The 21,138-nt window shown below is 43.3% G+C and carries 16 protein-coding genes; 11 read left to right on the forward strand and 5 right to left on the reverse strand.

What is annotated here, in order from left to right; translation table 11 throughout:
• Positions 1-123 precede the first annotated feature (123 nt).
• The 5 genes from M472_RS29245 (at position 124) to M472_RS29265 (ending at position 8,504) form a co-directional block, all read left to right on the forward strand.
• Positions 124-645, forward strand: a complete 522-nt coding sequence (locus M472_RS29245) for an RNA polymerase sigma-70 factor (RefSeq protein WP_021069418.1) — start codon at positions 124-126, stop codon at positions 643-645.
• A gap of 84 nt (positions 646-729) precedes the next feature.
• Positions 730-1,854: a FecR family protein gene (locus M472_RS29250; protein WP_021069419.1), complete on the forward strand. Its 1,125-nt coding sequence runs from the start codon at positions 730-732 to the stop codon at positions 1,852-1,854.
• 133 nt (positions 1,855-1,987) lie between these two features.
• The gene (locus M472_RS29255) at positions 1,988-5,521 is read left to right on the forward strand and encodes a SusC/RagA family TonB-linked outer membrane protein (RefSeq protein ID WP_021069420.1); all 3,534 of its coding nucleotides are present in this window, start codon (positions 1,988-1,990) and stop codon (positions 5,519-5,521) included.
• A 12-nt stretch (positions 5,522-5,533) separates the two neighbouring features.
• Positions 5,534-7,303 carry a RagB/SusD family nutrient uptake outer membrane protein gene (locus M472_RS29260; RefSeq protein ID WP_021069421.1) on the forward strand — a complete coding sequence of 590 codons (1,770 nt, stop codon included), beginning with the start codon at positions 5,534-5,536 and terminating at the stop codon, positions 7,301-7,303.
• A 175-nt stretch (positions 7,304-7,478) separates the two neighbouring features.
• Positions 7,479-8,504, forward strand: coding sequence for a hypothetical protein (locus tag M472_RS29265; RefSeq protein ID WP_144062657.1), 1,026 nt, complete (start codon positions 7,479-7,481; stop codon positions 8,502-8,504).
• An 80-nt stretch (positions 8,505-8,584) separates the two neighbouring features.
• Here the strand turns inward: M472_RS29265 and lipB are convergent, their stop codons facing one another.
• The 3 genes from lipB to hflX are packed head-to-tail and all read right to left on the reverse strand — an operon-like array spanning position 8,585 to position 10,904.
• Complete coding sequence (gene lipB / locus M472_RS29270) at positions 8,585-9,283, reverse strand: lipoyl(octanoyl) transferase LipB (RefSeq protein WP_021069423.1); 699 nt, start codon at positions 9,281-9,283, stop codon at positions 8,585-8,587.
• A gap of 34 nt (positions 9,284-9,317) precedes the next feature.
• Positions 9,318-9,677 (reverse strand): four helix bundle protein, encoded by a 360-nt coding sequence (locus tag M472_RS29275; RefSeq protein ID WP_021069424.1) that lies wholly within the window; start codon positions 9,675-9,677, stop codon positions 9,318-9,320.
• Between the two features lie 36 nt (positions 9,678-9,713).
• Complete coding sequence (gene hflX / locus M472_RS29280) at positions 9,714-10,904, reverse strand: GTPase HflX (protein ID WP_021069425.1); 1,191 nt, start codon at positions 10,902-10,904, stop codon at positions 9,714-9,716.
• Positions 10,905-11,098: 194 nt separating this feature from the next.
• Here hflX and M472_RS29285 point away from each other — a divergent pair, with 194 nt between their 5' ends.
• Positions 11,099-12,085, forward strand: a complete 987-nt coding sequence (locus tag M472_RS29285; RefSeq protein WP_021069426.1) for a hypothetical protein — start codon at positions 11,099-11,101, stop codon at positions 12,083-12,085.
• Positions 12,086-12,132: 47 nt separating this feature from the next.
• On the forward strand, positions 12,133-14,238 hold the full coding sequence (gene recG / locus M472_RS29290) for an ATP-dependent DNA helicase RecG (RefSeq protein WP_021069427.1): 2,106 nt from the start codon (positions 12,133-12,135) through the stop codon (positions 14,236-14,238).
• Here the strand turns inward: recG and M472_RS29295 are convergent.
• The gene (locus M472_RS29295) at positions 14,235-14,942 is read right to left on the reverse strand and encodes a hypothetical protein (protein WP_022829287.1); all 708 of its coding nucleotides are present in this window, start codon (positions 14,940-14,942) and stop codon (positions 14,235-14,237) included. The two genes, recG and M472_RS29295, sit on opposite strands and share 4 nt — an antisense overlap.
• Before the next feature lie 131 nt (positions 14,943-15,073).
• Complete coding sequence (locus M472_RS29300) at positions 15,074-15,460, reverse strand: RidA family protein (protein ID WP_021069429.1); 387 nt, start codon at positions 15,458-15,460, stop codon at positions 15,074-15,076.
• An 806-nt stretch (positions 15,461-16,266) separates the two neighbouring features.
• Between M472_RS29300 and nagA the strand changes: the two genes are divergently transcribed.
• From nagA to M472_RS29325, 4 genes are all read left to right on the forward strand, one after another.
• The gene (gene nagA / locus M472_RS29305; RefSeq protein ID WP_021069431.1) at positions 16,267-17,379 is read left to right on the forward strand and encodes an N-acetylglucosamine-6-phosphate deacetylase; all 1,113 of its coding nucleotides are present in this window, start codon (positions 16,267-16,269) and stop codon (positions 17,377-17,379) included.
• 31 nt (positions 17,380-17,410) lie between these two features.
• On the forward strand, positions 17,411-19,075 hold the full coding sequence (locus M472_RS29310) for a glycoside hydrolase family 10 protein (protein WP_021069432.1): 1,665 nt from the start codon (positions 17,411-17,413) through the stop codon (positions 19,073-19,075).
• Positions 19,076-19,102: 27 nt separating this feature from the next.
• On the forward strand, positions 19,103-19,810 hold the full coding sequence (locus tag M472_RS29315; RefSeq protein ID WP_021069433.1) for an N-acetylmuramoyl-L-alanine amidase: 708 nt from the start codon (positions 19,103-19,105) through the stop codon (positions 19,808-19,810).
• 689 nt (positions 19,811-20,499) lie between these two features.
• Positions 20,500-21,096 carry an RNA polymerase sigma factor gene (locus M472_RS29325; protein WP_021069435.1) on the forward strand — a complete coding sequence of 199 codons (597 nt, stop codon included), beginning with the start codon at positions 20,500-20,502 and terminating at the stop codon, positions 21,094-21,096.
• The last annotated feature ends 42 nt before the right edge of the window (positions 21,097-21,138 follow it).

Consider the following 21,138-nt stretch of genomic DNA (forward strand, 5'->3'; position numbering starts at 1 on the left):
AGATTCTTGTGTGCCTTTGCAGATTTGATAATCAGATGCTTGAAATCGATAAAAAATTTATAATTTGGCATGTCTTGGAAACATTCTCCGAGTTCAGTTTTTGAAAATCTTAATTGATTGGGCATGTCGGGAATAGAAACGCTTTTCAAAGAGTATTTTGTACGGTTGACGGTTTATGCGTACCCCTTCGTAGACTCTGAAGAAGTCGCTAAAGATATAGTACAAGAAGCGTTTATTGTCTTAATGGATAGAACGGATATTCTTGCTCGTCCTGAGCGGGTTATCAAAAGCTTTCTGTATAGTACCGTCAAAAACCAATGCCTAAATTATAAGCGAAGACAAGCCACTGCAGAGAAGATACATGTTGAGTTGAAGGGAGAGGAGGAGAGTGAAACAGATCAACTCACTGATTTAATCCGTGCCGAAATAATAGGGGTTCTTCACAATGAACTTTCTACATTGCCCGATAAATGCCAGCACGTATGTAAACTCATCTATTTTGATGGAAAGAAATATGAAGAGGTTGCTAGGTTGTTGAATATAAGTCTAAATACAGTAAAGAGCCAACGGCAGCGGGCCCTCCGCCTGTTGAAAAGCAAACTTCTTCTTTATCTTGTTGCTTTCTTAAAAATTTTATTTATCTAATAGTCAGTTTGTTGAAGTTTTATTGTGAATAAGATAAACTTTCGCTCACCCTTTTTTGATTTTCAAGTTACTTAGTTACAAATTATGATAGAAACCGATAAAATTATATTTGCCGAGCTTGCCTCTATGTTGGTTGCAGGTGATAGTCTAAATGCTGAACAAGAAGAATTGTTGAGCAGCTTACTGGAAAAATATCCAGCGGGCAAGGCCTATCTGCAGCATATAGTGGAAAAAGGGGCAATCGAAACTCCAGTGGATTTAAGGAATATAGATTCCGATAACGAATGGGAGCGGTTTCAAACGGCTGTTTCTAAAGAGGTAAAGCCCTCTGCTGTTTTCCAATCCTATTGGAAGATGTATACATCTGTGGCTGCAGCACTGGTTGCTGTTTTACTATTGGGACTGTGGTGGTATACCAGCAGTGAGCAGCTCAGCTATATTGTTGAAGATAAGGTTTACGGGCAAAAAAATGACGTCCTCCCCAATGACGAACAAGCAATCTTTGAGGTCGATGGTAAGCTTTTTCAACGGCTGGGAAGGAAGGAGCTGGGACAGCGGCCGAGCACGCCGGATGCAGGTAACCGTAGACATAAGATTATTACACCGACTCGATCATCGTATTCTATTGTCTTATTGGATGGGACCAAAGTATGGCTTAGTCCAGAATCTGAAGTCGAATATTCAGCAGCATTTTCTTCGGCAGAGCGTCGGATAAGGCTCAAAGGAGAGGCTTTTTTCGAGGTCGCTAAAGACACAGTGCGACCTTTTATCGTAGAGGTAGACGGCTTGCAAGTACGTGCTCTGGGGACAGCTTTTTCGGTCAATAATTATGATAATAAAGAACCACAGGTATTGTTGACAGAAGGACGACTGCAGTTGACAGCCGAACATGGTGAGGCGGTTATAGAAGCGGGATATCAGGCAGATGTAATCGAGGGAAAACTGCATGCTGGGGTATCAAGCCATCTAGAGGACGCGCTGGGTATAAAAGATGGATTCTTTAATTTCAATAATAAGGATATCGAAACGATTCTGGAAGAGGTGAAACGATGGTATGGTGTGGATCTGGATGTCGAACGTAAACTGGAGCAGAAAAGATACTCGGGTAGTATCGAACGTAATGTGACGCTCGGGAGAGTGTGTGCTGTGCTGAAAGACCTTACTGGATATCAGTATCTAATAGATGGGAATAAACTAATTGTAAGATAATAAACCTAAAACATGGAGGGCGCTATATGAGATAGAAAACACTACCGATTGAAAAACTAAGCGAAGGTACTGCCATACCTCCGCTAAAGATGAATTCAAATTTGTTATAAACCATTAAATTCTTTACAAATTTATGAATATTAAAAAATATTCAAAAATCGACGTGTCCCTGACCAAGAGGGAAAGACGGTTTTTGAAAACGCTGATTAAGATGAAATTGACAGGTTTAATTTTAGTAACCTCAATGTTCACTAGCTTCGCTACGACCAATGGTCAGGTAACGTTAAATGTTAAAAACGGTAAAGTTGAGCAGGTTTTGGGTGCAATATCCAAACAGACAGGGGTACGTTTTGTGTATGAGCACGGATTGTTGGCTGCCGAGCGAACTTCCGTAAGCGTTAAGGATGAAACCTTGGACCAGTCGCTTCTGAAGGTATTGGGCGAACGTAACTTGATCTTTACCATACACGATAACACAGTAGTGATAAAAAGAGATGAACGGTCGACTGCTACTACTAAGTTGCAGAAGCCGATCTCTGGCCGTGTAGTGGATGCTCAGGGCAACCCGATATCTGGAGCTACGGTAGCCATACAGGGAGGCAAGTCGACGGCCTCTTCTGTAACAGGTGATTTTGCTGTGGCTGGTAAGCTGGGGGATGTTATTGAGGTACGGTACTTTGGGTTTAAGACGCAGCTTGTGACTGTAGATAAGATGGATGGGGTGCAGATTACCCTGGAAGAAGAGATCGATGCTTTGGATGAAGTGGTCGTGGTGGGGTACGGACGGCAGCGTAAAGCTAACTTGACAGGTCCGATAAGTTCGGTAAATGCGGATCAACTGAAGAATATCGCGCCGTCGAATCTGTCAAATACACTGGCTGGACGTGCACCTGGTGTAAATGTGACCAACACATCGGGAATGGCTGGCGCATCATCAAGCCTGCGTATACGGGGCAGTTTTGCGGAACCTCTGTATGTTATCGATGGTATCGTGAGGGATAAGGCTGCTTTTGATGCGCTCGAAGCGAATGAAGTGGATCAGATGAGTTTCTTGAAAGATGCGGCAACGGCCGCTGTATATGGAACGAGAGCGGGTAATGGGGTTGTTGTCGTGACGACTAAAAAGGGGACGAATCAAGCGCCGGTATTCAATGTGCAGAGTAGTTATAACTTCAGTGCGCCCACACAGACGTTGCTAGCGGACATTACGACTGCTGCCGATGAGCTGACCTATCAAAATAGGGTTGCTCAGTTTAACTGGGAGCAGGGGGATCGTAAGAATCCTTTTGTCGCACCGAATGGAAAGGAAGAGTTTGACTACTTTCTGGACAAGAAATATAGTGTCAATGATGTGATATGGCGTAATCCTTTCAGTCACCGACAGTCTATCTCAGTGAATGGTGGGGGCGATAAAATCACCTATTATAATCTGGTGAGCTATCGTAAAGAACTGGGATCCTATAAGACATTGGAGCATGAAAAGTTCAATCTGCGAAGCAATATCAGTGCGCAGCTTTCGGATGACTTTAGTGTGGATGTGAATGTTGCCATGAACCAGACGAATTCTGATCGTTTCTTTTGGCCGTTTAGTACGTCGGCTGATGATGACGATTTTGATGTGGCAGATTTTTATCGGGTGACGTTCAACTGGCCGAAGATGTATCCGTTTTATCTAAATGCTGATGGAACACCAAGCAATACGCCTACCGAATATCCGGTGCAGACACCGATGGGGTCTTGGCAGGCTTGGAATGTGATCGATCAGGTTATTGGAGATCGCTACGTTAATCGTAAAGTCAGACAGGTGAATCCGATTCTTACGCTGAATTATAAGTTGGATAAATTGATCGAAGGATTGTCAACAAAAGTGGTTGGTTCGTACGTCGCGGAAGACTATATGAAAAAACAGTTTATGACATTCCAGAAGAACTATACTTTTACTTCTTTAGATCCTAACGGAAATAGATTTATTCCAGCTCCGCCTTCGGAGGATAAAATCAATGTATTCACCTTCAGTCAGGCGCAGCCTTTTATGGATTACACACCAGAGCGAACCTGGCAATATCAGGTCAACTGGTTTTTGAACTATAGCCGTAAATTTAATAAACATGGTATCGATGCCGTATTGGTATATGAGCAGTTCAAGGAGGGCGGCACTTTTATCAATTCTCGCGCAGAGAGCCCGATTGTAAGTTTAGATCAGATGTTTATCTATCCAACGGATCGTAATTTTAGGTCGACGACGGCAAAAGAAACAGTGGATTCGCGCAGAGGGATAATTGGACGTGCAAATTATAACTTTGCCGATCGATATATTGCAGAGTTTTCTTTTAGATATGACGGTTCGCCATTATTTCCAAATGACAAGCGTTGGGGATTTTTTCCATCCATGTCGGCAGCTTGGCGTGTGTCGGAAGAAAGCTTCTTTGCTGATTTAAAAAATACGGTGAATGACCTGAAACTGCGAGCTTCTTATGGTTCGACGGGGAATGATTTGAATGTTGAGGCTAAGCGAATTGGACAGTTCCTGTATCGGGAGAAGTATACGCCAAGTGGTGGCTCTGTATTCGGAGACCGTTATTACAACGGGATTGCTTATGGAAATAATCCGACGCAAAATCTGACCTGGACGACTTCTAAAAGTTATAACCTCGGGATAGATTTTGCGATGTTAAACAGTAGGCTTAGCGGTTCATTGGATGGATTTGTGCGTAAGGAGACCGATATTCTCGGTCGTAGGCAGAATGCTTTGCCGGACACGTATGGGCGTGAACTGGCACCTGAAAACTATGCGGCCCGGAGTTATCGAGGTGGGGAAGTATCACTGAATTGGAATGACCGGATTGGTGAGGTATCCTATGGTATCACAGCAAACATGGGCTATGCAAAAGATAGGTGGGATATCTATGATGAGGAGCCTTCTTATGGGGCCGGTGGTGTTCAAAATTTCAGATCTAGAGTGGGTCGTGCGGAGAATAGAATCGTGGGACTCGAGGCTGTGGACATCGTACGTACCCAAGAACAATTGGACGCACTGAAAACACAGGGATTTAAAACATATGGAAGGGATCCTTACCTGGGAATGATCCTGTACAAAGATCAGCGCGGGTCAAATTACTCGGGCGGACCAGACGGAAAGATTGATGACAATGATATGGTCTTATTGTCTGAAAATAATACACCACGGATCAACTATGGCTTTGGTCTGAATGGGTCGTGGAAAGGAATCTCGGTGTCGGCATTGTTCCAAGGGGTATTGGCTTATGATCGTATTATCAGTAATCTGGATGGGCCTGGTATGCGTCAGCATGGAGGTGGGTTTAGACCGTACTATCCGATATGGGCAGATGATGTATGGACTGCCGAAAATCCAGGAGCCAAATATCCGCGTGCGGTAGGTGCCAATTGGGTCGAATCAGGAACTAATGCTTCTTCTTTCTGGATCCGTAATGGGGCTTATCTTCGTCTTCGTGATTTGAATGTCTCTTATAGTCTACCTCTGGCAATAACAGATCGTATGAAGATTAAAGGGGTGAATGTTTTCTTTAATGGGACGAATCTATTCGTCTTCTCTAAGATGACCGAATTCCACGATCCGGAGCAGAAAATGTATGATTCTTATCCGGTCATGAAAACGTATGCGGTAGGTATTGATGTTAAATTTTAAATGTGAACGACAATGAAGAAGATATTTTATATAATTATAGCATCGTTTCTAACTATTGCCTCTTGTAAAAATGTACTCGATATTGATGACTTGAACTCGCTGGATGAGGATAAGGTATGGAATGATCCGAATCTTGTGAATGCCTACTTGGCCAATCTGTATGGGGTTTTTGGTAATTGGTCAGTTAGTGCGGATAGGTATTCGGAGCAATTGATCGGAATTAATTTCCCCTTGGATGCGGTGACCGTAAATGATACCACATTCAAGTCTTGGAACTATACTAATATACGTAAAATTAATACGGCTATTCATAAGATCAATGAGGGGACGGGACTGGTTGCGGAGGTGAAGAATGACGCCTTGGGACAGTTGCTTTTTATGCGGGCATACCTGTATTTTGATATGGTGAAGCATCATGGTGGGGTTCCCTATATTACCACACCTCAGGATCGCTCTAAGGATGACCTACAGGTCACCCGTAACAGTACCAAAGAATGTTTTGATCTGATGATCAAAGACCTGGATGAGGCTACGGCCCTGTTGCCGAAAGTAATTGCCAAAAGCAGTGATAACTATGGGAAAATTGACGGTAACTTTGCGATAGCTTTTAAAGCTAAGGTACTGTTGTATAAGGCGTCTCCGCAGTTCAATCCCAGTAACCCTTTCGGGAATGCTTATTGGGCAGAAGCCTATACTGCCAATAAAGCGGCTTATGATCGTTTGAAGGCTGACGGCTATGCGTTGACGCCAGATTATCAGAATATTGCCTTACAGGAGAAGGGACCCGAAGTCGTATTTGCAGTAATCAACAAGTATCCAAATAAAGTGGCCAATTGGGATAATGGGGTACGCCCAGGGTCAGAAAGTAGGGGGCCGGCGGCAGCTGTGCCTTCTTGGGAATTTGTGAAAGCTTTTCCGATGAAGGATGGCAAGTTGTACAATGACCCTACGAGTACCTATTTTAAAACAGATGAACAGTTTTTACAGTCGTATTGGGAGAATAGAGATCCCCGTTTTGATAAGTCCATTGTCTGGAACGGTAAGATCTATGAAGTGTCGGGCAAGGCAGGCAAGCGTCAGTATACTTCGGTAGGCGTGGCTCCAGCACTGGATGACTTTGGTGTGAATCCAAAGGCCAATACGCCGTCAGAGAACCTGAATAGATATAGTGGCTTTTTTATCCTCAAGAACTCCAAGTTATCGCTGAAACAGACGGAGGTGCAGACGCAGTATGACGTGGATTATGTGGTAATGCGTTTTGCTGAGGTCATGTTGAACTATGCAGAAGCGGCCAATGAGACTGGTGACTTCAATACTGCAATGGATATTTTGAAAGAAATACGGATGCGTGCAGGAATAGAGGTTGGTAATGATGGCTTGTACGGAATAAAAGCAGTTGACAAGGCTGATCTTAGAGATGCAATCTTGGCAGAAAGAAATATTGAGTTCTGTTTTGAGGGACATCGATTCTGGGATCTGAGAAGAATGAGGAGATTGGACGTGCTGCATAATAAGACAAAATACGGGGTGGAAGCGATCGCCATCAATACGGACGGAACAGAAATGGATCTGACGGTTGCGGGAGGACTGGCTAAAACCTATCAACTGCAGGAGAATCAGTTTAAATATGTCCTGAGACAGGTACCTAACACCGGAGCAAAGGAGAATATCGTACCAGACAGTTATTACTTCTTTCCTATTTTACAGACATCGATTGATAAAAATCCCAAATTGTTGCAAAACAAAGATTGGGGAGGAACTTTTAATCCTACATTGGAATAACTGGTTCAAAATAAAGGCACCTCTCTGGGGTGCCTTTATTCATTGAAGGGAAAAGAGGGCTATTGAAGGAGGGGGGATGATAGGAAAGGTCTTTTTATTTTTTTAATAAAATGGAACAGAGGGGTAACAATCACGGAGTACTGTTGATATCTAACTGAACCAACAATTAAATGACATGAAAAGATTTACATTGAACTCTATTTTAATACTCTTATTGGGTATGGCATCCGTGGGATGCTCTAACGAAGGGGTAGAGCCCGAGCAACCAGCTGATGCGTGTGTGCTGAACAATCTGGTTATGCTCCGCGTGGCTTTTGATGGCAGTTATCAGGCCAGTGTTGCTTACAATAAGTTTGCGGTCAACGGACTGAATCCATCGTCGGGATCGCTCTTGGGTACCGTGGGCACGGACCATAGGCTTACCTTTGAACTTCCAACTAATGGCTCTTTTTACAATAAGGCTACAGGGGTACATGGTATGTTGATATCACGTGCAGAAGCCTATCTTAAATTTGATGTGAATACTGGAGTAGGACAAGCCTATGCGGTACAAACCAACTTTGCTGCACCAGCGCTCAGTAACGGGAATGCTTATGTGATAGCAGTGGATCAGAGCTATGCCTCTTCAGGAGTAGGGGAGCATTATATGATAAATAGCTTCAATATGCAAAACGGTACGACGGGTGCTGCACTACCTATACCAGTAGCGGATAGGACTTTTGATAATCATAGTTTCTTCGCAAATGAGAGTATGTCGTCGACCAGTAATGGTGTTGACAAGCTTTATTTCTTATCCGGAACTAATTTGATTACAGTCAATACGGCTACGAATACCGCAAGTCATATCGATCTATATCCATCGTTTTCACAGGCTAATGATTGGGTGGCTTTTTATGGAGTAAAGTATTCGCAGAGCCTTGGCTTAATCGCCCTAAAAAGGGATGCCAACGGATTTTCGTTGGTAAAGATAAATCCTAATACGGGAACCCATACCACCCTATTGGCGATCAATGCAGCAATCAATACGGAGTTTTATTCAGCGGCTTATCGCGAGTGTGACAAGACCTATTACCTGACGAGCATGAGCCAGAGCACTCCAACCGTGGAAACGAGCTATTACGAGTTTGATCTCAATAGTAATACGCTGGTGAATACGCAAGTGCTGACAGATTATGGCTTTGGAATTGAGGTGATACAATAGAACATCTTGAATAATGTTCAACTTTTAAAAATCAATATATTTCAACGCGAAAGGCACCGTTACGGGTGCCTTTTTTTGTTCTAATCCTGCAGTTCCATATGGAACAGGTCAGCGATGTGTTGTTTAAGTTTATCCTTGACCTCACTCATGTCGAGTTTACGTCCCAGCTCTCGCTCCATGGAGGTTACATCCTTGTCATCAATACCGCAGGGGATGATGTTGCCAAAGTATTCGAGATCGGCGTTGACATTGAAGGCAAAACCGTGCATGGTGACCCAGCGGGAAGCTCGTACGCCCATCGCACATATTTTACGGGCTTTATCATTGTCCGCATCAAGCCATACGCCTGTAAAACCGTCGTACCGTCCGGCTTGTATTCCGTAATCGGCCAATGTCAGTATAATGGCTTCTTCCAAAGTGCGCAGGTAGAGGTGGATGTCGGTGAAAAAGTTGTCCAAGTCTAAGATCGGATAACCGACAATCTGTCCAGGACCGTGATAGGTGATATCTCCACCGCGGTTTATTTTATAGAATCTAGCGTCTTTTGCTTTAAGTTCCTCCTCATCCAGTAAGAGGTATTCTGGATGTCCACTCTTTCCCAGCGTATACACATGAGGGTGCTCTGTGAATATAAGATGATTGGGGGTAGGGTGTTTGGTATCGTTGACCCGATTGTCATGCTTAATAGCCAATGTGTCCGCAAAGATTTTCTCTTGCCTGTCCCATGCCTCTTGGTAGTCTACCAAGCCCCAGTCGGTGAATTGTACTTTTTTGTTCATTGTAAAGTGATGACAGTTATAGAGGTTATGAAAGTTATGTTGTTGAGTTGTCTAGACTAGCTATCAACTTTGTCGCCATAATTCGTATGAACGTAACTCTGTCTATAATGATTTTATTTTCCTCTATGAAGCCTAGCATTTTGGCTATATCAATTTGGGTTTCGAGTTCTGAAAGAGAACCCAATGATATGTAGATAAATCGAACCCACTCTTTGTTCCCGCGTCTCCCAGCCCCCTCGGCTATATTGGAAGGTATAGAAATTGCTGAGCGTCGCATTTGCTGACCTAAAGTAAAACGCTCGTCTGGAGGAAAAGAATTGGTCATTTCGTATACATCTTTTACAAGAAGCATGCTCTCCTCCCAAACTTTTAAATCCTTATGTGACTTTACCATACCTATATAACTTCTTAACTCTTATAACTCTATAACCTAATATAGCAAATTATTATACGGATATCGTTTGTTATGTAAGTCTGAAATGACTTCGTAGAGCTTCTCTTTGAATTCCTCTATATTCGTTTTGTTAGTCGCTGATAGGAAAATCGCTGGATCGGAGTTCTTGGCCATCCAGGAGTTCTTAAAGTCGTTTAATGTTACTTTTATTTCTTCTCCGTTCTCGTCAAATTCTACCGCAGGCTTGAACATGTCGATTTTATTGAACACGGTAATTGTCGGTTTGTCCAACGCATTGATGTCTTTCAAGGTCTCATTGACTGCAATGATATGATGCTCAAAGTCGGGGTGAGAGATGTCAACGACATGGATCAGCACATCAGCTTCGCGAACTTCATCTAATGTGGATTTGAAGGATTCGACCAGGTGATGCGGTAGCTTACGGATAAAACCAACTGTATCGGACAGTAAAAAAGGAAGGTTGTCGATGACCACCTTGCGCACTGTTGTATCTAATGTTGCAAAGAGCTTGTTCTCAATCAGGACATCCGCTTTGGATATCATGTTGAGAATAGTCGATTTGCCCACGTTGGTATACCCCACTAACGCCACACGGATCATTTCGCCGCGATTCTTGCGTTGGGTCTCATTCTGTTTATCGATGACTTTTAAGCGTTCTTTTAGCAGAGAGATCTTATTTAAAATAATCCGTCTATCGGTCTCTATCTGTGACTCACCAGGACCACGCATACCGATACCACCTCGTTGGCGTTCCAAGTGGGTCCACATCCGGGTTAGACGGGGCAATAGATATTGCAGCTGAGCCAACTCCACTTGTGTCTTCGCTTGAGCTGTCTGTGCGTGTTTGGCAAAAATATCCAGGATCAGACTGGAGCGGTCCAATATCTTACGCTTCAATTCTTTTTCAATATTCCGCAGTTGAGAAGGAGTTAGCTCGTCATCAAAGACAATCATATCAATATCCTCGGCTTCTACATATTCTTTTATTTCCTGCAGCTTGCCAGTACCGACAAATGTAGCATGCTCTGGTTTCGCTAATTTTTGAGTGAATACACCTCTTGTATCTCCTCCTGCAGTCTCTACCAAAAACTGTAATTCCTCTAAATATTCCTGCGCAGTTTCTTCCGAAATGTCGGGTGTGATGACTGATACCAATACGGCGGTCTCTTGTTTTATGGCGGTGTCGTATATCTTCGTTTTTCCCATATATATCTTTTAGTACTTGTCTTACTGTCTACTAAGAACAAGGAAACAAAGATAATGGTTTTTTTACGGAGCTATTGAATAATTAAAAGATGAATGTTTTTTATAAAAAAATAAAATAGGGGGTAACATTTCAAGGGACGGGTTTATATCATAATACAAACAGAAGGAATGACAATATTTAAACTTATAATGATATGAAAACAAACTTTACTTCCAGACTATTAGTGGCATTGCTGGCCGTATCTTTTATCGCATCTTCATGTAAGAATGATGGTGCTGACCCGGCTCCGACCATAGCGGCACCATCTACAGCGAATTTTAAAGATATGAGAGCTAAGGCTCTGGCTGATCTGACACAGAAAAAAGATTTTAAAGTTGCTGATGGACTTGATTTTACGACAGCTAAAGGGGCTAGGATACAGATCAGTGCCAATTGTCTTCGTGATCAGAGTGGTGCTTTGGCGACAGGCGATGCGACATTGTCATTCGTCGAAATCTATGACCGTGGTAATATGGTTGTAGCCAATAAGCCTGTGATGGGTATCAATGCCGACGGCAAGAAAGAGCCGCTGGTGACTGGCGGGCAGTATAACCTCAAAATTACACAGGGGGATAAGGAGCTGACTTCAGGTTGTGTCTTTAGCGTATCTCTGCCTGCTTCACATACCGGAGGATTGGATAATGACATGAAACTTTGGAATGGTATTATCGATCAGGATGGAAACTTGGCCTGGGATGAAATCGAACCGGGAGATAAAGAAGGCGGTCTGAATATGAATGGTGAAAATACAACTTATTCGATATGGGGCACTGCGTTTGGTTGGACCAATGTAGACCGTTTTTATAGTGATCCGCGGCCTAAAACAAAGATTAAAGTGACTCTTCCGGCAGGATATAATAACGACAACACAGGTGTGTATCTTGCTTATGAGGATCAACCTAATCTGTTGGCTCAATTGGATACTTGGGATTCGGCAGGTAAATTTTTTACAGAGCACTATGGTTTTGTGCCTATCGGTATGTCTTTGCATGTGGTTTTTGTCTCAGAGAGTAATGGAGCGCTGGCTTACAGTATTAAGAAAGTGACTATTGCAGCCGATGCGGTTATTCATATCGAGCAGCAAGATATAGCTACCTCGACGAAACAAGAATTGATCAATCGGATTAATAGCTTGCAGTAGACCATACTATCCTCTATATATTTTTTGTAAATTAGCCGTTCTTAGGAATGGCTAATTTATCGTTAATAACTCCCATAGAATACCTCAAAGGGGTAGGTCCGCAGAAAGCTGATGTGTTAAAAAAAGAGCTGCTGCTCTTTACTATTGGTGACCTGTTGCAGTACTATCCATTTCGCTATATAGACCGTACCAAATTCCATAAAATCCGACAAGTACATGCTGATCTCATTGGAGCACAAGTGTTGGGGCGTTTGATTTCACTGAAAGAAGTAGGCGAGCGACGTGGTAAGCGGTTGGTCGCGGAGTTTCGGGATGAAACGGGTAGCATGGAACTGGTGTGGTTTCAGAGTATACCATGGCTCCGGAAAAGCCTCAAAATCGGCAGTCCTTATATTATTTATGGTAAGCCGACTGAGTTCAATGGAGCTATTTCGATGACACACCCCGAGATGGAGCTGTACAGTTCTGCCGAGAAGAAAGTCGGCAATATGACGATGCAGCCGGTGTATTCATCCACCGAAAAATTAAAGAAATTCAATCTGGATACGAAAGGTATTCAAAAGCTTCAGCAGACAGCGCTGGAAGCCGTATATCATAGTATTGAGGAAACCCTGCCTCCTTATATTCTGGAAAAGCATAGTCTTATGGGGCATAAGGAAGCGCTGCTGGCTATACATTTTCCCCAACAGGTCAACGATCTGAATGCAGCTACGAGGAGGTTGAAATTCGAGGAGCTGTTCTTTATACAGTTGCGTCTGCTGCGCAATAAGCAACTCAATACCCAAAAGTTTAAGGGACATCGCTTTGATAGGGTGGGCGATCGGTTCAATACTTTTTTTAACGAGCGACTGCCCTTTCCGCTGACGAATGCGCAAAAGCGGGTGATCAAGGAAATCCGGCAGGATACGAATACTGGTGCACAGATGAACCGTCTGGTACAGGGGGATGTAGGTTCTGGTAAAACGGTGGTGGCACTGATGAGTATGCTTATCGCCTTGGACAACGGTTGTCAGGCCTGTATGATGGCACCGACGGAGATTCTGGCAACGCAGCATTATAATGGTTTGAAAGAGCTTGTCGGTGATGATATCTGTTCCATTAAGCTGCTTACGGGTTCTACTCCTGCCAAAGAGCGGCGATTGATACATCAGGGCTTGGAAGAAGGGACATTGGATATTCTTATCGGAACCCATGCCTTGATAGAAGATAAGGTGAAGTTTAAGAATATAGGTTTTGTCGTGATCGATGAGCAGCATCGATTTGGTGTGGAGCAGCGGGCGAAGCTGTGGCGTAAGAATGTGATTCCGCCGCATATGCTGGTCATGACGGCGACTCCTATACCACGTACGCTGGCGATGACGCTGTACGGTGATCTTGATATCTCTATCATTGACGAACTGCCTGCCGGACGTAAGCCGATTAAGACGGTTCACTTTTTTGAAAATCAGCGCTTGCGTGTATTTGGTTTTATACGGGAAGAGGTGGCAAAGGGCAGACAGGTCTATATTGTATATCCACTGATTAAAGAGAGTGAAAAAATGGACCTGCTTTATCTAGAAGCAGGGCTGGAGGGATTGATGCGGGAATTCCCCCTGCCGCAATATCATATCAGTATTGTGCATGGAAAGATGCCCGTAAAAGATAAGGATTTTGAGATGCAGCGATTTGTAAAGGGAGAGACTCAGATCATGGTGGCTACGACGGTGATCGAGGTGGGGGTCAATGTACCCAATGCATCGGTTATGATCATTGAAAACTCGGAGCGGTTTGGCCTTTCTCAATTGCACCAGTTGCGTGGGCGTGTAGGCCGGGGGGCAGAGCAGTCCTTTTGTATCCTCATGTCGGGCAATAAACTGAGCAAAGAGGGACGTAAGCGCCTAGAAACTATGGTACGTACCAATGATGGTTTTGAGATTGCTGAAGTCGATCTGGAGCTTAGGGGGCCGGGTGATCTCTCTGGAACACAGCAGTCGGGCGTGTTGGAAATGAAAATTGCAGACCTGGCGAAGGATCAGGCTATATTGAGCGAGGCTCGCAGTCGGGTGATTGAAATCTTTAAAGAAGATGCGCAATTGCTGGCACCACAGCACCAGCAATTGGCAGCGTATCTGAATCAACGGGCTCCAGGGATATCCTGGGATAAGATTTCTTAATAAACAAGCGTAGCTTTTCCGTCTTTACAAATAACTTCTTTTGCAGGGTTTGCATTGCTGCTTGGACAATCCATTTCTGTGCGGTATTTTTTAACCTGATAAAGGTGGCTGTATTTGGTCGCTAATTCTCCGAAAGCACGAGAATCAGGGGTGTTAATAACGGGAAATTGTATAAATTCACAGTCCTTGAGAATAGTAGCGATAGACCATTTACTGGCATCGGTACAAGGAACATCATTAAAATAGCCAACGACTTGTGGAAATAGTTCATCTAATAATTGGTCAATCTCGGTGAGTTCAAGGTCCGTTGCGTTGGCCACAATCATTTTACCTTCTTTGCAGCGTAATCCAAAGTGGGGAGCCAACTCAACTGGTGTAGTGTTATATACTAAAGGGTCATTTTTTCCAGGTTTGTAAGCTTTGTATGCCTGCTCGGATAGTTCCCGGTATTCTTTGATAAGGCTGTTGTATTCTTTTTCAAAACTGGGATGTACGGGCACATATCGGTAGGGGAGTGTGTCTATCCGCCATTCTTCTATCGGTTTACAAGGTTGATTTTCCGCTAACTTGATAGCTTCTTGCAATTTGAGGTCAGCAAGACGAATGAGTTCATGGTATTTGTCGTTATTGTCGTCTTTGTTACAGGCAGCAAATAAGGTGATAATACCCAATAAGCAGCAAAATAAGAGGTTAGTTCTTGCCATTTTTTTTGAATTTATAGTTGTATTATAACTAGTACGGTGATCGGTATGAAATCGCTACAGCTATTTCTAATAAAAGAAAAGCCCTGTCTGGACAGGGCTAAAATTCGGTTGTAAAGATTGTGGTATTGGAGCTATGCCTTCCAGGCGATAACCGAAATCTCGACATTTACATTACGGGGCAATGTTTTTACTGCTACACACTCACGTGCAGGCTGGTTCTCGTTGAAGTACTGCGCATACACTTCATTGACTGTAGCGAAGTCATCCATGCTGGATAAGAAGATGGTCGCTTTGCAAACATCTTTGAAATCGTAGCCGGCATGATTTAAGATGGCGCCTACATTTTTTAATACCTGATGGGCTTCATCTGCTACGCCCGTAGTGACCAACTCCATCGTTTCTGGATTGAAAGGTACCTGACCGGATACATATAATGTTTTGTCTGCTTTGATAGCTTGGTTGTAAGGTCCGATCGCTGCAGGAGCCTTGTCTGTGTTGAAGATTTCTTTTTGTGACATTATTATTTAGCTATAAATATTTTATAAAGGATTCCTAAGACAAAAACGCTAATAGCAATGGTATTGATAATACGCATGGCTTTTATGCTGCCGTTTGTATGCTGTTTTGATTTCTCCATAGTCTGCGGTTTCGTGTGAAACGAAGTTACAAACTTTCTGTATTACTTTTGAACAGATGGTAAATTGATAAGGTCAAAGTTTTAAGAAGGTTTAAAATCAACATCTTCTTGTCGCTCGAGCCGCGACAGGGCTCTTCTTTCTCCTTGAACGAGAAAGAAGCAAAGAGTCAAGACTGTGTAACCTATGTTCATCATGGCACATAAAGCTATACGTGCGGTTTCCTAGGTCGCGACAACACTGCCCCGCCCATAGACTGGAAATCCTTGGTTACTGCAATATGTACGATAATCTGTGTGATAGCTTTACGGCCTTAGTCTCCATATGTTACAAGGTCGTCTTTTTCACGTGTAGATTATTGATTGCTTATTCCTTTTGCTATCCACAGGCTCCAAACCGGCCTAGGATGTTGTCGCGTTAAGAAAACAGAAGAAATCCAACGAGAATGGATTTAAGAAGTGAAACGGCTCAAATACATTCTGGATTTCGAACTGTTTTTAGCGTAACAATATCCAAGCCTTGACTTTTTTGCTTCGTTTTTGTGTCAAGACAAAAATGAAGGTCCCGTCCTGACAAGGACTATTTTAAACCTTCTTTTTTTTCTGAAAGTGTCTGTCTTTAATGGACATCAAGAACTTTCATGTCTGTTGGTGAACAGAAGGAATCATGAAAGTTTTTTATATTGCACTATGGAAAGAAAGCTGGCTTTACATAACGGAACAATCTATTCTGATTATGATATTATAAAAGATCAAGCGCTGTTGATTTCGGGCGATAAAGTAATGGGAACAGTGCCTGTCAGTGAGGTCTCTGATGAATTTGAAAAGGTGGATGTGGAGGGGTGCCATATTTGCCCTGGCCTTATCGATTTACAGATTTATGGTGCCGGGGGGAATCTATTCTCTGAGACTTTGAGTGCCGACGCATTGGATTATATCGAGAAGACCCTATTAAAACAAGGTTGTACTTCTTTTTACCTGACACTGGCAACGAATACCATTCAAGTATTCGATAAGGCTATTCGTGTTTTTAAAGATGCTTCGCCTCGTGTAGCACTAGGACTGCATTTGGAAGGCCCGTTCTTGAATCCGAAGAAGAGAGGTGCCCACCCCGCAGAATTGATTGTTAAAGCTGACCTGTCTACATTAAGACATCTGTTTGAAGGTAATGAAGATGTTGTCGGGATTATAACTGTTGCTCCCGAATTGTTGGCGCAGGAGTGTCTAGATTACCTGCTGTCGAAAGGCGTTTTGATCAGTGCCGGTCATACGGATGCTACATTTCAAGAAGCTTCGAAAGCATTTGACAAGGGGATAAAAGCGGCAACCCACCTTTGGAATGCCATGTCGTCCTTGCACCATCGACAGGCCGGAGTGCCTGGGGCAGTATTTAACCATAAGGCGGTGTGTGCTTCGATTGTGGCAGACGGTATCCATGTGGATTATGAGGTGGTCAAGATTAGTAAAAAACAATTGGGAGAACGTTTGTTTTTGATCACTGACGCGGTTACTAACTGTAATTCGGGAATTTATCAGCACCTGTTCAATGAAGACCATTACGTGCTTCCCGACGGAACCCTGAGTGGTTCGGCTTTGAGTATGTTGGCCGCTATTCGGAATTGTGTAGAGAAAGCAGAGATCCCATTGGATGAGGCTATTCGTATGGGGACTACTTATCCTGCTCGATTGATTGAACGAAAAGATATTGGACACTTAAATAAGGGAGCAATGGCAAATGTGCTGATTTTTGATCAGCAGTATAAAGTGAAGGAGGTGTATTTTGAAGGAAAGAAAGTTGAGTAGGGCTAACGAAAAAAGTGTAGTTTTGCATACTATGACTTTAAAGACGATTAAAAGCGCAGCGTTCGCTGCAATGTTAATTTCGGTATTTATGTTTTCTTGCGGTTCGCGTAAGAATAAGAAAACACAGTATACAAAGAAAGCCGAGACAGAAGTATCAAATCCACAGGCGCCTGTCGTTGTGCAGAAAGATACACCCAAGAAAGAGGCAAAGCCACCATTGGTAGCAACGTCTGCAGAGATGGCGCCCCCCGTAAAAGTGGTGAAAGAAGAGTCCCTCGTTGTTGACTTGCCGGTAATTCCACGTGAGTTTCGTGCTGCTTGGGTAGCGACTGTCGCTAATATCAATTGGCCTTCAAAACGTAATCTGACTACAGAGCAACAAAAACAGGAAGCGGTCGCTTTATTGGATATGCTCAAGGAGAATAATTTCAATGCAGTTATTTTTCAGGCGCGCCCTTCGGCGGATGCGATGTACAATAGTCAGTTCGAACCTTGGTCTTACTTTCTGACAGGTGAGATTGGTAAACGTCCGGAGCCTTATTATGATCCTTTAGAATTTTGGGTACAGGAAGCGCATAAACGTGGGCTCGAGTTGCACGTATGGTTGAACCCTTACCGTGCACATCACTCCAATGGTGGTGTAGTGACTTCGGAGTCGATGGTCAAGCGTACACCTGATAATGTCGTTCGGTTACGTAATGGTATGTATTGGTTTGATCCTGCCGATCAGCGCACTCAAGATCACGCAGCTAAGGTGGTCAACGATATCGTGAAACGCTATGATATAGACGGCGTCCACTTTGATGATTATTTTTATCCTTATGCCAGTTACAATGGTGGAGCTGATTTTCCAGATGATAAAACATGGAACGTCTATAAGAGAAATGGCGGGAGCCTGTCGCGGGCAGATTGGCGTAGAGATAATGTCAACCGCTTTATTAAACGTGTTTACGAAGAGATAAAGGTGGAGAAGAACTTTGTGAAGTTCGGCTTGAGTCCATTTGGAATATGGAAACCGGGATACCCTTCAGGTGTAACGGGTTCTTCTCAGTATGATGAGCTGTATGCTGATGCGAAGCTGTGGCTTAATGAGGGATGGATCGATTACTTCACACCGCAGCTGTATTGGCCTATAGAGCCACAGAGACAGAGTTTTACAGCGCTGCTAAAATGGTGGCAGTCGGAGAATAGATATAACAGACACCTGTGGCCAGGTCTGAATACGGTAGAGGTCAGAGCAGCAGATAAGACAAAGGAGATTGTGAATCAGGTTGCTGCATCTCGGGAAATTGTCCCGAACAGTCCTGGGGCTGTACACTGGAGTATAGCGGGGCTGACGAAAAATCCAGCTATGCTTCCTGCCCTAAAGAATGGTCCATATAAGGAAAAAGCGTTGATACCGAAAAGTCCATGGTTGAATGCAAATCCATTGCTGCGTCCAACGTTGTTGTTGACTAATCAGAAAAATACGGTATTTGCAAAATGGCTTCAAAAGCAACCGGATCAAGTGATGCATTGGGTAGTTTATACGAGGTATGGAGAGGTGTGGACTACTGATATCCTTGATGCTTCCGTAACTTCGTTAGAATTGCCAAAGCAAAAAGATGGAAAAACGCTGTATGATGTTGCCGTACGTGCGATCGACCGTCTTGGTAATGAGAGCGAGTATATTGCCAAGAGTGTACAACACAATTAAGAATAGCTTTTTTTAAAACAACGATACATGGGAGTAACTTGGAATATTAAGAAGAAGATACTTTCATGGATAATAACAGCAGTGATAGGCTTAGTCTTCGGAGGGGTATCTGAACTCTCTGCGCAGACTAAGCCTATTGTTGTAAAAAGACCTGTTCAATGGGATGCCGATCGAGAGCGTCTTTCGTTGGAATACCTGTTAAAGAGACATGGTATCCGCGCGGATACCGCCCTTATCGAACCACGCATAGTCGTAGTCCATTATACCGAAAATATGAGCGTAGAAGCTACGTTCAAAACTTTTAATCCCGTGTTTCTTCCCGGGAGGAGAGATTTGCAGACGGCCAGTTCTTTAAATGTTTCTGCGCAATTTGTGATCGGACGAGATGGTCGTATTTATCAGCTATTGGAAGAAAATCAATTTGCCCGACATACCATAGGGCTTAATTATTGTGCGATTGGGATAGAGAATATCGGTACACCAAGAAACCCATTGACAGAAAAGCAACTGCAAGCCAGTACAAAACTTATCAAGTACCTTCGTGAAAAGTATGCTATTGAATATGTCATAGGTCATCATGAATATCAGGCTTTCAAAAAGACACTTTGGTGGAAAGAGACGAATCCTACTTATATGACTTCAAAGCGGGATCCCGGAGATAAGTTTATGCATGCTTTGCGCAAAGAATTAGGGCTTCCGGTGACGCTTAAAATTGCTCCTTTGCCATCACAATAGTTTAGTGTGAGTGTTTAAATGAAGGATTTTTATGCGCCTCTCTGCCGGCGCGGGGCATGTTCGTTTCCTCCGGAGATTGCTGCGCAATTTTTCTTGATAAAAAGAAACCAAAAATCAAGGCTGTATCTTATTTGTTGCTCCAGTAACGTCATGGTGTTAAGCGCAGTCCCTAGGTCTCTTACACTCCAATCCCACGCAAGGACTGGGATCTGCTGGACATAGTGCAACATGCAAGAAGTAGCATACACCATGCCTACTTTCACGACCAAATAAGCTAAGGCCGTTTTAGGGCCTGTGAATAACAGAAGGGAACAAGCGATCAATAATCTACACGTGAAAAAGACGACCTTGTAACATATGGAGACTAAGGCCGTAAAGCTATCACATAGATTATCGTACATGTTGCAGTCACTAGAGGGTTCCAGTCATGGAGTGGGGCAGTGTTGTGGCGACCTAGGAAACCGCACGTGTAGCTTTATGTGCCGTGATGAACATAGGTTACACAGTCTTGATTTGTTTGCTTCTTTATTCATCAAGGAATAAAGAAGGTCCTGTCCTGACAAGGACTATTTTAATCCTTCATTTAAAAGCAACAATAGCCTATTACTCGAATGTTGTGTAGCATAAGTATTTATTAAAACGTTATTAATAAAAAATTTATAATTTTGTTGCGTTAAAAGTAATGTAGCTTGGAAAAGGAAGAATTTGGTGAAGGCAGATGGATCTCTGGTTTAATAGCGGGAGATAGAGAGGCTTTTTCTAAGCTTTATGAGTTGCATTCACCGTCTTTACTGCATAAATTAAATCAGTTACTTCCTGATGAAGACAGTGTGCTGGAAATCCATCAAATTTCGTTTGTTCGACTGTGGGATATTAGGGAGCGTATTCTACAAGAACACGGAGTGTGGCCTTTGCTGCATACCATTGCTCGTAATCTGGTGGTGGATTATTTCCGGAAATCCGCATCTAATGAGGCTGTTCGCAAGGCACTGTTGACACAAGCAACATTGTATTACGAAATGGAGGATGGGAGCGATCATATCGAATCAATGACGGAAGCACTGTCCGCAGCTATTGATCGATTGCCATCCAAGCGTAAGGAAATCTTTTTGTATTGTAAGTTTCAGGGGAAGAGCTATGAAGAGGCTGCTGAGGCTCACGGTGTGTCTGTGGGGACGATCAAAGATCACATGGCCAAAGCAATGCGCTTCCTGAAGAGTGAACTGGGCGAAAAGCTATTTGCCTTATTGGTAGCCTTGGTGGGGCTTTGGGTTAATAATAGATAGATTTCTCCATCTTCTGAAACGTCCCTTTGGAGGGATATCCCA

The organism is Sphingobacterium paucimobilis HER1398, from assembly GCF_000416985.1.
Classification (GTDB): Bacteria; Bacteroidota; Bacteroidia; order Sphingobacteriales; family Sphingobacteriaceae; genus Sphingobacterium; species Sphingobacterium paucimobilis.

Coding starts and splice junctions, on each gene's coding strand:
- M472_RS29245 (WP_021069418.1), top strand. CDS start 124: ATGTCGGGAATAGAAACGCTTTTCAAAGAGTATTTTGTACGGTTGACG.
- M472_RS29250 (WP_021069419.1), top strand. CDS start 730: ATGATAGAAACCGATAAAATTATATTTGCCGAGCTTGCCTCTATGTTG.
- M472_RS29255 (WP_021069420.1), top strand. CDS start 1,988: ATGAATATTAAAAAATATTCAAAAATCGACGTGTCCCTGACCAAGAGG.
- M472_RS29260 (WP_021069421.1), top strand. CDS start 5,534: ATGAAGAAGATATTTTATATAATTATAGCATCGTTTCTAACTATTGCC.
- M472_RS29265 (WP_144062657.1), top strand. CDS start 7,479: ATGAAAAGATTTACATTGAACTCTATTTTAATACTCTTATTGGGTATG.
- lipB (WP_021069423.1), bottom strand. CDS start 9,283: ATGAACAAAAAAGTACAATTCACCGACTGGGGCTTGGTAGACTACCAA.
- M472_RS29275 (WP_021069424.1), bottom strand. CDS start 9,677: ATGGTAAAGTCACATAAGGATTTAAAAGTTTGGGAGGAGAGCATGCTT.
- hflX (WP_021069425.1), bottom strand. CDS start 10,904: ATGGGAAAAACGAAGATATACGACACCGCCATAAAACAAGAGACCGCC.
- M472_RS29285 (WP_021069426.1), top strand. CDS start 11,099: ATGAAAACAAACTTTACTTCCAGACTATTAGTGGCATTGCTGGCCGTA.
- recG (WP_021069427.1), top strand. CDS start 12,133: ATGGCTAATTTATCGTTAATAACTCCCATAGAATACCTCAAAGGGGTA.
- M472_RS29295 (WP_022829287.1), bottom strand. CDS start 14,942: ATGGCAAGAACTAACCTCTTATTTTGCTGCTTATTGGGTATTATCACC.
- M472_RS29300 (WP_021069429.1), bottom strand. CDS start 15,460: ATGTCACAAAAAGAAATCTTCAACACAGACAAGGCTCCTGCAGCGATC.
- nagA (WP_021069431.1), top strand. CDS start 16,267: ATGGAAAGAAAGCTGGCTTTACATAACGGAACAATCTATTCTGATTAT.
- M472_RS29310 (WP_021069432.1), top strand. CDS start 17,411: ATGACTTTAAAGACGATTAAAAGCGCAGCGTTCGCTGCAATGTTAATT.
- M472_RS29315 (WP_021069433.1), top strand. CDS start 19,103: ATGGGAGTAACTTGGAATATTAAGAAGAAGATACTTTCATGGATAATA.